General features: G+C 63.1%; 12 protein-coding genes. 2 read left to right on the top strand and 10 right to left on the bottom strand.

The genetic code is table 11. The features are described 5' to 3' along the window. Window positions 1-36 precede the first annotated feature (36 nt). From NKI21_RS07395 to NKI21_RS07375, 5 genes are all read right to left on the bottom strand, one after another. Complete coding sequence (locus NKI21_RS07395) at window positions 37-381, bottom strand: ArsR/SmtB family transcription factor (protein ID WP_023809905.1); 345 nt, start codon at window positions 379-381, stop codon at window positions 37-39. 152 nt (window positions 382-533) lie between these two features. Next, the gene (locus NKI21_RS07390) at window positions 534-1,313 is read right to left on the bottom strand and encodes a HugZ family pyridoxamine 5'-phosphate oxidase (protein ID WP_352440339.1); all 780 of its coding nucleotides are present in this window, start codon (window positions 1,311-1,313) and stop codon (window positions 534-536) included. 31 nt (window positions 1,314-1,344) lie between these two features. Next, a complete protein-coding gene (locus NKI21_RS07385; RefSeq protein ID WP_352440340.1) occupies window positions 1,345-2,520 on the bottom strand; it encodes a CaiB/BaiF CoA transferase family protein in 1,176 nt (391 codons plus the stop codon). 6 nt (window positions 2,521-2,526) lie between these two features. Continuing rightward, window positions 2,527-3,288: a 3-hydroxyacyl-CoA dehydrogenase gene (locus NKI21_RS07380; RefSeq protein WP_128303701.1), complete on the bottom strand. Its 762-nt coding sequence runs from the start codon at window positions 3,286-3,288 to the stop codon at window positions 2,527-2,529. Window positions 3,289-3,349: 61 nt separating this feature from the next. Then, a complete protein-coding gene (locus NKI21_RS07375; RefSeq protein WP_023809901.1) occupies window positions 3,350-3,886 on the bottom strand; it encodes a GNAT family N-acetyltransferase in 537 nt (178 codons plus the stop codon). A gap of 275 nt (window positions 3,887-4,161) precedes the next feature. Here NKI21_RS07375 and NKI21_RS07370 point away from each other — a divergent pair, with 275 nt between their 5' ends. Beyond that, entirely contained in the window at window positions 4,162-5,154 is a 993-nt protein-coding gene (locus tag NKI21_RS07370; protein WP_023809900.1) for a glutathione S-transferase family protein, read from the top strand. 1 nt (window position 5,155) lies between these two features. Here the strand turns inward: NKI21_RS07370 and NKI21_RS07365 are convergent, their stop codons facing one another. After that, entirely contained in the window at window positions 5,156-5,650 is a 495-nt protein-coding gene (locus tag NKI21_RS07365; protein WP_023809899.1) for an NUDIX domain-containing protein, read from the bottom strand. A 53-nt stretch (window positions 5,651-5,703) separates the two neighbouring features. On the opposite strand from NKI21_RS07365, the gene NKI21_RS07360 reads away from it, so the two are divergent. Further along, the gene (locus NKI21_RS07360) at window positions 5,704-6,633 is read left to right on the top strand and encodes a metallophosphoesterase family protein (RefSeq protein ID WP_023809898.1); all 930 of its coding nucleotides are present in this window, start codon (window positions 5,704-5,706) and stop codon (window positions 6,631-6,633) included. Here NKI21_RS07360 and NKI21_RS07355 read toward each other — a convergent pair. The 4 genes from NKI21_RS07355 to leuA all read right to left on the bottom strand — a co-directional run bounded on the left by NKI21_RS07355 (window position 6,617) and on the right by leuA (window position 11,986). Then, window positions 6,617-7,234 carry a hypothetical protein gene (locus tag NKI21_RS07355; protein ID WP_023809897.1) on the bottom strand — a complete coding sequence of 206 codons (618 nt, stop codon included), beginning with the start codon at window positions 7,232-7,234 and terminating at the stop codon, window positions 6,617-6,619. The two genes, NKI21_RS07360 and NKI21_RS07355, sit on opposite strands and share 17 nt — an antisense overlap. Window positions 7,235-7,347: 113 nt before the next feature. Beyond that, window positions 7,348-8,151 carry an alpha/beta fold hydrolase gene (locus NKI21_RS07350; protein ID WP_352440341.1) on the bottom strand — a complete coding sequence of 268 codons (804 nt, stop codon included), beginning with the start codon at window positions 8,149-8,151 and terminating at the stop codon, window positions 7,348-7,350. A gap of 198 nt (window positions 8,152-8,349) precedes the next feature. Then, entirely contained in the window at window positions 8,350-10,125 is a 1,776-nt protein-coding gene (locus NKI21_RS07345) for a tetratricopeptide repeat protein (protein WP_023809895.1), read from the bottom strand. A 184-nt stretch (window positions 10,126-10,309) separates the two neighbouring features. After that, the gene (leuA, locus tag NKI21_RS07340; RefSeq protein WP_023809894.1) at window positions 10,310-11,986 is read right to left on the bottom strand and encodes a 2-isopropylmalate synthase; all 1,677 of its coding nucleotides are present in this window, start codon (window positions 11,984-11,986) and stop codon (window positions 10,310-10,312) included. Between the last annotated feature and the right edge of the window lie 403 nt (window positions 11,987-12,389).

Raw genomic sequence — 12,389 nt, 5'->3', positions numbered from 1 at the left:
CGCTCTGAAATCACCGGCGAGATCGGCGCTATGTGGTCAGGTTCCAGCACGGCGCAAACGGTGCGCCATCTGGGAGAGGTCATCCTTGCCGCTGCCGAAAATGCCGTCCAGCATGACAAGCAGTTCTCGCACGGCGTCGGATTTGCAGGAGTAGTAGATCATCTGCCGGTCGCGGCGGGTCTCGACCAGGTCGAGCGCCCGCAACTTGGCGAGGTGCTGGGACAGGGCGGATTGGCTGAGCATCACCTTCTCAGCAATGGCTCCAACCGACATTTCACCTTCGGCGAGATAGCTCATGATCAACAGTCGCTTCTCATTGCCCATCAGCATGAGAAACTCTGCCGCCGATTCGGCGTTCACGATTAGCTTTGTCGAGACCATCGATCCCCCATGCTTCCTGTTCATCCCGACGCCATGGGGGCAATGGCGTCTGATTCCATAAATTCACTTGTCGATCGGCGCTGGCGATTCAGCGTCACCAAAAGGTAGAGCATTTCACTTAAATCTCAAGTGTTGCTTTTGATCCAGCATAATTAAGTCTCAGTCCCGGCGTCGGCCATGGCTCGGCCGGCCTTGGCCATATCGACCAGAACGTGCCGCAATTCACCTGCCGCCGCCAAAGGGTGTGGGTAAAAGACCCGGCAAACATCGTCGCCCGACACCAGGTCCATGCCATCGGCATCGAATCCGGCAACACGCCAGCCGTTTCCGGATACTTTCGCGAAATGCTGTGCGTAAACGGCGATTGCGTCGAGATGGTCGGCGTTCATGTGGTCGATGGCGGATTGTTCGCGCGCCGCGAGTTCCTCGACGACCGGTCCGCTGGCGAGCAAATCCGATCGATCGAGCTGATAGGCCTTGCCGAAGCCGCCGTTGAGGCTGGCGCGTTGCGGATCGAGGCGAAAGATCGAAAAGTCGCCGAGACCGGCGTAAAGATTCGCCCTGGGATTGTGATTGAGATAACGGCGCTCGGTGCGGGCGTGTTCGGCTGATCCGCGCTCAAGCCGTGCCGCCTGGCAGATCAATGTCAGGCGCGGGTGCGCCAGCGGGTCGCCCTTGCCTGGTTCGCCGAGCAACAGGGAACAGCGCGGATCGGCAAGCAGCGCGCCGGTGTGCGCCGAAAGCATCGAAACCAGGATCAGCGGCGCGCCGTCGATGTCGGTGGCCACGCCGACCCTGCTGGCCAGCGGCGAGCCGGTTTGCGGTTCGATCACCGCCAGGGCGCCAAAGCGGGCGCTGCGCAGAAGCGTCTTCGCCAGCCGGATCGCTTCGGCGTCCGTCTCGCGGATCACGTCCTTTTTCGGCTCGTCCAAGGCAGCACCACAGTAAGGTGATCTTTCTTCTCTAGTTATCGGTCAGCAAGCCGGATTTGACAAGGTCGTCGATCTCGGCTTTCGCAAAGCCGAAACGCGCCAGCATTGCCGACGGCGACAAATCCTCATTGCCTGGCATAGTGGCCAATGTCGGTTGCGAGCTCGAGAAACGCGGCGCGGGGGCCGGGCGCTCAAATGCACCTGTCGTCACAGAGGCGTTGCGTGCCCGATTGTGCGGGTGGTGCTTCGCCTCTTGCAGCGACAGGACGGGTGCAACGCAGGCATCGGTTTGCGCGAACAGCCGGTCCCAGTCGTCGCGTGGTTTCTGCCGGATCCGATCGGTAATGGCGGCGCGCATCGGCGGCCACAGGGCCTTGTCGTACTGGCCGGACGCAAAGCGCTCGTCGAGCGGCAGCAGCCTGGCGAATTCGGCGAAGAATTGCGGCTCGAGACAGCCGATGGCGATATGGCGTCCGTCCGACGTCTCATAGGTATCGTAGAACGGGGCGCCGGAATCGAGCAGGTTCGCGCCGCGCTTGCCGCTCCACAAGCCGGCCGCCATCAAGGCGTGCAGGGGCACCGCCAGCATCGAGGCACCGTCGACCATCGCGGCGTCGATGACTTCACCCTTGCCCGTGCGCGAACGTTGGAACAGGGCGGCCAGCACGCCGGCAATCAGCATCATGGCGCCACCGCCATAGTCGGCGACAAGGTTGAGCGGCGGGACGGGACGGCCGTCGGCATGGCCGATGGCGTGCAGCACGCCGCTATAGGCGAGGTAGGTGATGTCGTGGCCGGCGCGGCCGGCGAGCGGGCCGTCCTGACCGAAGCCGGTCATACGGCTGTAGATCAGCGCCGGGTTGCGCGCCAGCACCGCTTCCGGGCCGAGGCCGAGCCGCTCCATGACGCCTGGGCGAAAGCCTTCGAGCAACATGTCCGCCTTTTCGGCAAGGCGCAGCAACAGATCGGTGCCTTCACGGCGTTTCAGGTCGAGGCGCAGGACGGCGCGGCCATGGCGGTCGATGTTGTACTCATCCGGCAGCGACAGGAACTGGCTCGTCCCCGCCCGTTCGATGCGCAACACTTGCGCGCCCATCTCCGACAGCATCAGGCCGGCCAGCGGCACCGGGCCGAGCCCGGCCATCTCGATCACCTTCAGCCCGGCCAGCGGACCGGTTTTAGCGGCAGCGGACAGGCCGGCGCTCATGACCTTCTATTTCGGCGCCATGCGAATGGCGCCGTCGAGACGAATGGTCTCGCCGTTCAGCATCTGGTTCTCGACGATGTGCAGGGCGAGAGCGGCATATTCGGATGGTTCGCCCAGGCGCGACGGGAATGGCACGGCGGCGCCCAGCGAATCCTGAACTTCCTGCGGCATGCCGGCCATCATAGGCGTCTTGAAGATGCCGGGTGCGATGGTGCAGACGCGGATGCCGGAACGGGCAAGATCGCGCGCCACCGGCAGCGTCATGCCGACGACGCCGCCCTTGGAAGCCGCATAGGCGGCCTGACCGATCTGGCCATCATAAGCGGCAACCGAAGCGGTGTTGACGATGACGCCGCGCTCGCCGCCCTGCAGCGGCTCGAGCTTCGACGCGCGCTCGGCAACGAGGCGGATCATGTTGAACGTGCCGATCAGATTGACCTCGATCACCTTGCGATACTGATCAAGGGGGTGGGGACCATCCTTGCCGATCGTCTTCACGCCGATGGCGATGCCGGCGCAGTTGACCAGGATCCGTGGCTGGCCAAGCTTGGCCGTAACGTCGGCGAGGGCAGCGGTCCCGCTGTCGGCGCTGCTGACGTCGCACTGGACGGCTATACCGCCGATCTCGGCCGCGACCTTGGCCGCGCGATCGATACCGACATCGAAGATGGCGACGCGGGCGCCCTTGGCCGCCAGCGCGCGCGCCGTTGCCTCGCCAAGGCCGGAGCCGCCGCCGGTGACGATCGCGATCTGGCCGTTCGGGTTCATGGCGTCATCCTTTGATCTCGGGAACAGTGGGATGGATCAGGCGCCAGATCGAAGGGAAAGGTCAAGCCATCGCCGCGGTAGGATCGGCCACCCTGGCCTGATCGGCGTGGCCGACCTCGCCCAAGAGCCTGGCTACCGCGCCCGGCGCGATCTCGTGCGACAGCAGCCGGTCGAGATCGACGGGGCGCGGCATCGAAATCTGGCCGCGCGGAATCCGCTTGAAACCGAGCGGCCCGTAATAGGGCTCGTCACCGACCAGCATTACGGCAGGTGCGCCGGCCCGGGCGGCGGCCTCCAGCGCGATCGCCACCAGCCGGCGGCCGATGCCGAGATTCTTGAAGGCCGGCCGCACCGCGAGCGGCCCGAGCATCAATGCGCGGCCGGCGCCGGCGGCGATGCGGGTCATGCGCACCGAGGCGACGACAAGGTCGCCGTCGACGGCGACAAAGGACAGCGAGCGCTCGTGCCCTCCGGCTTCACGGATCTTGTAAGCGGCCAGCACAAAGCGGCCGGGCCCGAAGGCTTCGTCGTTGATGGCTTCGATCTCGGGGTCGTGCGCCGGGGTTTCCGGCAGGTATTTCACGTCGGCAAGGCTCATGGTCGTTGCGGTCCGATACAAGGAGGAGAGGTTTGCTGCAAACGGCAGCATTCGCCAGTCAGCGCTTCATCAAGCGCGGGCGCCCTTTCGTCGTCGGTCAAACCGGATCAAAGCAAAGTCGAACATGCGGATTGTCCGCTAGCATCAATTTCCCGCCGCTGCAATCGGCCGTTTTTGTCCGTCATTTCTGCCAAGTGACGGTCTGTTCAGCACCTGACGTCTTCGACAGGGCAGCCTTGTGCCTACATCAACCAACAGGACGCAAGGAGATTTGCATGGGATTGCTGGTTGAAGGAAGATGGCAGGATCGCTGGTATGATACGGCGGACAATGGTGGCAGCTTCGTGCGGACGCAGTCGCAATGGCGCGACTGGATCACTGTTGACGGCAAGCCGGCTGAAGGCCGGACGCGCGGTTTCAAGGCCGAGCCCGGCCGCTATCACCTCTATGTCTCGCTTGCCTGTCCGTGGGCCCACCGGACGTTGATCTTTCGCGCGCTGAAGAAGCTGGAAGGCGTCATATCGGTGTCGGTGGTGCATCATTTCATGGGCGCCAACGGCTGGACGTTCGTGGCTGAGGACGGCGCCACGGGCGACACGCTTTACGGCCTCGACTTCCTGCACCAGATCTATGCCAAGGCCGATCCCGCCTATTCGGGCCGGGTGACGGTGCCGGTGCTGTGGGACAAAAAGGAGCAGACCATCGTCTCCAATGAGTCTTCCGAAATCATCCGCATGCTGAATTCAGCCTTCGACGAATGGGGCGACGCCAGCCTCGATTTCTATCCGAAGGCGTTGCGCGGCGAGATCGATCGGATCAATGCGCTGGTCTATCCCGCGGTCAACAACGGCGTCTATCGCGCCGGCTTCGCCACCACGCAACGTGCCTATGAAGAGGCGTTCGGTGAATTGTTCACAGCGCTGGATACGCTGGAGGAGCGGCTGTCGAAGCAGCGCTATCTCGTCGGCGATCGTATCACCGAAGCCGACTGGCGGCTGTTCACCACGCTGGTGCGCTTCGATCCGGTCTATGTCGGCCATTTCAAATGCAATCTGCGCCGTATCGCCGACTACCCGAACCTGTCCAACTATCTGCGCGATCTCTATCAGGTGCCTGATGTGGCCGGGACGGTGAATCTGCATCATATCAAGGCGCATTATTACGGCAGCCACCAGACAATCAATCCGACGCGGATCGTGCCTGTCGGACCGGATCTGGATTATGCCGCACGGCATGACCGGGCGCGCTTCGAGAAAGCGGCAGCCTGATCTACCAGTAGGGCGAGGGCTGCTCGCCGTCAAAAACCTCGGCGATCCGGCGCAGCGTCGCCGGCGTCGTGCCCTGCGGCAAGCCGTCGAGCGGGAAGAAGCCGGCTTCGGCGATTTCGTGGTCCGGCAGCTTCGGCGCCGTCTGGCTGAAATGCTCGAGCAAATAAAAGCCGACATGGTCGCGGCGGCTGGAGCGGCGGTTGAAATGCATCGATTTGAGCACCGGCGGGGCGGTGAGAGCGATGTTGCCTTCCTCGGCCAGTTCACGGGCCAGTGCCTCGTTCATCGTCTCGCCGACTTCGACGCCGCCGCCGGGAAGCTGCCAGCCCGGTACATAGGTATGGCGAATAAGGAAGACGGACCTGGACGCCCTGTCGTGGATCAAGCCGCGCACGCCAAGCGTCATCGGCCTCCGCAGCACGAAATAGAGATGGAACAGCCTGGCCCTCAAACCTGGCCAGCCGGTCTGGCGGAAGGCATCTTCAGGGCTCGTCATTGATAGCGAAACCGTGGGTGGAAAGCCGCGCGCGGGTCGCCTATGAAGGTTGTATGTTCAGGCTCGCGCATATTTCCGATGTCCATCTGGGGCCGCTCCCCGATGTATCCTATCGCGATCTCGCCTCCAAGCGCGTGCTCGGCTATGTCAACTGGCAGCGCAACCGCCGCCGCCATATGCATGATGCGGTGATTGACACGATCGTCGCCGACATCAAGGCGAACACGCCTGACCACCTCGCCGTCACCGGCGACCTGGTCAATCTGGCGCTCGACGGCGAGATCGAGATGGCCAGGCACTGGTTGGAGACGCTGGGGCCGGCGCATGATGTTTCGGTCGTTCCGGGCAACCACGACGCCTATGTGCCAGGCGCCTTCGACAAGGTCTGCCGATCCTGGGCGGCGTGGATGAGCGGCGACGGCGTCAACACGCCGGTCGATCGTAACGCATTTCCCTATCTGCGCGTGCGCGGCAACGTCGCGCTGATCGGTGTCTCGACAGCGCGCGCCACGGCACCCTTCATGGCCAATGGTTTCTTCATGGAAGGCCAAGCGAAGCGGCTCGGCAAAATCCTCGGGGATACCGCCGGACAGGGGCTGTTCCGCGCCATCATGATCCATCATCCGCCGGTGCGCGGCGCGGTCCCGCAGCACAAGCGGCTGTTCGGCATTGCCCGCTTCAACAAGATCATTCGCCGCCACGGCGCCGACCTTGTCCTGCACGGCCATTCACATCTGCCGTCGCTGTTCTTCATCGGCGGTCGCGGCGTCAGGATTCCAGCGGTCGGCGTCGCCGCCGCCGGCCAGGCGCCGGGCGGCAAGAACCCGGCGGCGCAGTACAATCTGTTCGACATTGACGGCGAGACGGGCAACTGGCGGATCCGGCTGACGCGGCGCGGCCTGACCGGGCCGTCCATGCCGCCATCCGATCTGCAGACGCTGGAACTCGGTGCCGTGACTGGCGCCGCTATGGCCGCAAGCTGACTACCATGGCGACGATGCGGTCCCAGAACAGGACGATGGACACGAGAAGACCGACCAGGGCACCGGCAGCCACAAGGCCAAGCCCGGACAGAAAGGCCGACCAGCGTTTGCCGCGCGCCGTCGCGCGCAGCGGCGGTTCGGCTTCCGGCACATAGGCACGTTTCATGCCGGCGACGGCCGGTTCGACGCCGCCTTCCAGCATCCTCTGACGCTCGACAATGCGCTCCGCGACATAGCGTGTCACGGAATGGGCAACCGGCTTCATCTCGGTGGATTCGGCAAGCACCACCCGGCCGATACGGGTGTCCTTGAGGAAGCGATAGGTCCGGCGGTCGCGCCCCATGGCGACATGACTGATGGCGTCGATCCACAAGCGCGGCTGCAAGCCGGACGAGACGACAAAGTCGAAATTGTCCATGTCGGCCGGAACATCGGCAAAAACCGGTGCCAGTTCGGCGGCGAGCAGATCGAGGCGCATGCGATGCGCCTCGCGCATGTCGACGACGACGTCGTCGCGGTCGGCGAAGGCATTTTTGACATCACGGATGGCATCGGACAGTTTCTTGGACTGGTCGATGGTCTTCTCGCCTGCTTCCTTCATCGGCGTCTGCCTCGTGGGTTTGGTTAACACCGGGTTAACACAGCCGCCGGCAAAATGCACTGGCGAGATCGACGGCCCCCGGGGTGCCCAGGAAGGTTGTCGTGCGAAAAAGGTCAGCTGGCTGCTGCGGCGAATTTCTGGCGATGTGGCCCGGCGCGACGATTGGTGTTGCGGCGAATGATCTCGGCAACAAGGCCGGGGGCTTCCTCAGCCAGCATATGGCCGGCCTCCAGCACGTGGTGCACGTGAAAATGCGCCGGCAGGTCATCCGCCTGGGTAAAGGGCAGCACCGCATCGTTGGTTCCCCATGCCACCATCACTGGCATGTTCAGTCCATCGAGGCGATCGTGCGGGATGACGCCTTGCCGACCGTCCACGGTCATGGCGGCTGCGATCTCGACCAGCTTTTCGAGTTGGCCGGGTCGCCTGCGCATTTCCCAAAGGGTGTCCACCATATGTTCGAGTGGCGGGGCTGAAGGTCCCGACATGACGGCGAGGCAGGAGCGGATCTCGGACCGATCCGAGGCTTCGGCATAGCGGCGCAATAGCGGTCCATTGATTTCGGGGCCAAGGCCGCCCGGCGCCAGAAGCGTCAGCGAGGCTATCTTTTCAGGCTCGGCCAGCGCCATCAGCGCCGCCACGGCACCGCCCATCGAGTGGCCCACGAGATGAACGCGCTTCAGGCGACGCTCAGAGAGATCGGCGAGCACGGCCTTGGCCGCCACCCTGGCCGGACCGGCGGCGGGAAAATCGAGCGACATCCCATACCCAGGCAGATCATAGGCCAGCGTATGCGTGGAAGGCGTCAGGGCGGAAATCACCTCGCGCCATACATCATGGCAGCCGCCGAAACCGTGCAGCAGGACGATGGCCTTCGAGCCAACACCCTCTTCGGCGGCAAAAAGTGATGCGGTCATGAAAGCTGATTTTTTTGTTATTGCAGAATGCGCGACACCAATGATGGCTGAATTGCTCCTAGTCCAACGTGATGACCAGTAAAATTTTCGCGATTTGTACGGTTGTGTACAGAACTTGGCCACCAATCGGCAATCGGCGATCGGAGCGCAGGAAATCCATCGGGACGCGGCGCAGCCAGTGCGCGGACGTCGATGGTGTCAGCTTGGGCTGCCGAGCCCGGCAGCGCGGAGTGCCTGGACCAGCCGGTCGGTCAGGTCGGCCGGATATTTCCGCTCGACGAAAGTCGCCCGTGGATCGGCGGCAAATTTGGGGAACTCGGTGGTCAGCTGTTTCAGCAGCGTGCTCACCAGATGGTCCTGTCCGGCAGCCTTGGCGCCGACCAGCCGCGCCGCCAGATAGTGTGATTTCGTTGCCGTCGTTCTCAGTGCCATGCTGGCCGCGACCGCCTTGTTCATGTCGCCGAGCATGAACTCACCAACGAACAGCCCGTAGTCCCACCATGTCGGGTGCCCGCTGAAGGTCTCCGCCGCATGATCGAGGATCGGCGTTCCCTCGGCATATCGTCCGGCGAAGATCAGCCCGTAGCCGTAAGCGGCGGCCATGCCGAGGTCGTAGGGGTTGAGTTCATAGGCCTTGCGCATCCAGCGGATCGCTTCGTCCGTATTGCCGAGGCGCGAACTGACATAGCCGTAGGAGCGATGCGCATAAGGGCTGGTCGGACCCATCTGCACGCCGCGATGGGCAAACTCGACGGCTGTCTCAATCGTCGCATTGGGCGGATAGGCGTAATGATCGGACACCGCCTCGAGATGCAGGGAAGCAAGTTCCGAATAGACGAGCGAGGACTTGGTTCCACCATTGGCCAGCTTCTCGAGGCAACGGTAGGCTGCCTCATGGGTCCTGGCGTTCTGGTCGAGATAATATTTGCCGTTGAGCAGCAGACATTGCGTCAGGCCGTTTGGCGTGCCGGTCTGCTCGATATAGTTGTAGATGGTGCCGGAGGCGGGGAGTGCCGAGCTCAGCATGTCGGCGATACGGTCTTCGACCGCGGCAGGTGCGCTGTCGGCGGGGGTGAGATTGCGCGATAGAAGCACCCGTCCGGACGCCATGCTTTGCAGTTCGATCGTGATGTCGCCCGCGTCCGGTCCGGGCAGGACGTCGAATATGAAGCTCGCAGCGTCGTCAGCCGGATCGCCGACGGTGTCGCGGCCGATGAAGTCGATGGTATCGAAGCCACTCAGGCCGGCGCGCAGCGATGCGGCGACACGGCTGGCGTCGGGGCCGTCAGCCTTGAGTCCGATATAGACTTGCGGAAGGGCGTCAGCCCTTGCCGATGCCGTGACGCTTGCGCTTGCGCCAGCGATCTCCGGCGTTGCCGAGATGTCGCCGCCTGCCAGCAAGGCAGTGCTGCCCTGGCGAAGGATCAGTACGCCCAGCATGGCGATGACCAAGGCGATCGCCATCCAGAAAAAGCGGAGATGGCGCGCCACCGAGGGGGCAGGCGAAATCGGTACGGAAGCCAGAGACATCGCGTCCAGCATGCCCGTGCCGGCTTCGTTGGACCGATCGGCGGATACGACGCCGTCCAGCCTGAGTTCGGGAACAGCCTCGGCAATATCCGGCAGGCGGATCGCGTTCAATTCATAGGCAGGAACATAGCCGCCGCGCGGAATGGCGATGCGGACCGGCTCGGCAATTCCCTCATTGGCAAAATAGTGCTGCAGAAGCTCGCGCAGCCTGCCTGCCTGCACACGCACCACGGCATCGGTGGACGGATCGAAGTCGCCGTCCTTGCCGAAAACATCCATGGCAATGGAAAAGCCCTTGAGCCTGTCGGCTTCGCCGGCCTGTTCACGTTCGACAAGATAACGCAGCAGCTTGCGCGCGCGTTCGGATCGGCCGAACGTTTGGCTGGCAAGCAGTCGCTCCAGTGTCTCGCGCACTGCGGGGGCGGCAGGCGTGGCATGCTGCAAGTGTCGATCCTCTCGAAGTCGGCACAGGTTGAGGCGCGATCATATAGGTCCCGCACCACCACACAAGTATACACCCCGTTATGCGATCACGTACCCACCGGATAATTCCGCGGTGGTTAATGGCCCGAAAGATCGGAACCGTTCACCAGGTTGGGAGGGTTCCGATCTTTGTTCCCGTCGGGCGTCAGCCGGCTTTTTTACCGACGATACGGTTCGCGGCAGACATCACCGCCTCCAGTGAGGCGGCGACGATGTTGGTGTTGATGCCGGCGCCGAACAGCTTGCCCTGGGGATACTCCATCTCGACATACGAAATGGCTGACGCGTTCGAGCCGCGCTGCATCGAGTGCTCGGAATAGTCGAGCACCGACATCTCGACGCCGACATGGCGCGACAGCGCATCGACGAAGCCGTCGATCGGACCGGTGCCTGTGCCGGAGATCGTCACTTCCTTGCCATTGTCCAGGATGACCGCCTCGACGACGCGCCGGCCCTTGATTTCGGTGCTGGGATAGGTGTGGTGATCGAGGAATTTCAGCCGCGCGGCCGGCTGATCGACATAGGTCTCGAGAAAGCGCTCGTAGATACGCCTGGCCGGCACTTCCTTGCCCTCGGCGTCGGTGATCGCCTGGATTTCCTGGCTAAATTCGATCTGCAGATTGCGCGGCAAGTTGAGGCCGTAATCGGCCTGCAGCACATAAGCGATGCCACCCTTGCCGGACTGCGAGTTGATGCGGATGATGGCTTCATAGCTGCGGCCGACATCGGCCGGATCGATCGGCAGATAGGGCACTTCCCACAGGCTCGTATTGGCCTTCTTCAGCGCCTTCATGCCCTTGTTGATGGCATCCTGGTGCGAACCGGAAAAGGCGGTGTAGACGAGTTCGCCGACATAGGGGTGGCGCTCGGGGATCTTCAACTGGTTCGAATATTCGTAGACGTCCTTCATCCGGTTGATGTCGGAGCAGTCGATCAACGGATCGACACCTTGCGTGTACATGTTCAGCGCCAGCGTGACGATGTCGACATTGCCGGTGCGCTCGCCATTGCCGAACAGCGTGCCTTCGACACGGTCGGCGCCGGCCATCAGGCCGAGTTCGGTGGTGGCGATGCCGGTGCCGCGGTCATTGTGCGGATGCAGCGAGACCAGCAGGTTCTCCCGGTTGTCGAGGTTGCGGCACATCCACTCGATGCGGTCGGCATAGATGTTGGGTGTCGACATCTCGACCGTCGAGGGCAGGTTGACGATCAGCTTGTTGTCCGCCGTCGGCCTGACGATCTCGGTGACGGCGTTGCAGATCTCCAGCGCCACTTCGAGTTCGGTGCCGGTAAAGCTCTCCGGCGAATACTCGAAGCGAAAGCCTCCGCCGGCCTTGGCCGCCATGTCGGTGATCATCTTGGCGGCGTCGGTGGCGATCCGCTTGATGCCGCCGACGTCCTTTTCGAAGACGACGCGACGCTGCAGCTCGCTGGTCGAATTGTAGAAATGGACGATCGGGTTGGTGGCGCCCTTCAGCGCCTCGAAGGTGCGGGTGATCAGCTCCGGCCGGCACTGCACCAGCACCTGCAGCGAGACATCGGCGGGCACGTTGCCTTCCTCGATGCACCAGCGGGCAAAGTCGAAATCGGTCTGCGAGGCCGACGGGAAGCCGATCTCGATCTCCTTGAAGCCCATGTCGAGCAGCAGGCCGAACATGCGTGCCTTGCGCTCATGGCCCATCGGATCGATCAGCGCCTGGTTGCCGTCGCGCAGGTCGACCGAGCACCAGATCGGCGCCTTGTCGATGACCTTCGAGGGCCATGTGCGGTCGGTGAGGCCGACGGTCGGATAGGGCTGATATTTGCGGGCTGCGTCGGACATGCCCTTGTTCTGGATGCTTCGTTCCGCATCCTTGCCGGCTACCGCGGCATCGGAACGGATCTCTTCTCGTGCGTTCATCGTCTTTTCTCCCGGCGGCTCATGGATCCACCCTCAGGTGGATTGATGGCGAGCGGCGCCTTTACCAGAATTTCGTTCGCTTGATGTGATTGCCAAGGAGCATGCGCTTGCGCGGCGGTTCGACCGCCGGGCGCTCCTTCAGCGAACCCGGCGATCGCCGATAAGGCCGAGAAGAAGCAGGGTCGAAGCCAGCGCGCGCACGGTCTCGCCGGAAAAACCGGTCGGACGGGAAGCGTTGGTGGTGCGCGTGTTCATGGCTGATCTCATATAGGAGCGGCTTGTGGGAGGCAAGTGGGGCCGCATTGCGAGTAATGCTGATGACTGC

It is taken from the genome of Mesorhizobium sp. M0715 (genome assembly GCF_040320355.1).
In the GTDB taxonomy this organism is placed as follows: domain Bacteria; phylum Pseudomonadota; class Alphaproteobacteria; order Rhizobiales; family Rhizobiaceae; genus Mesorhizobium.
Note: the sequence above shows the minus strand (reverse complement) of the source record. Positions and strands in the feature narration are given on the sequence as shown.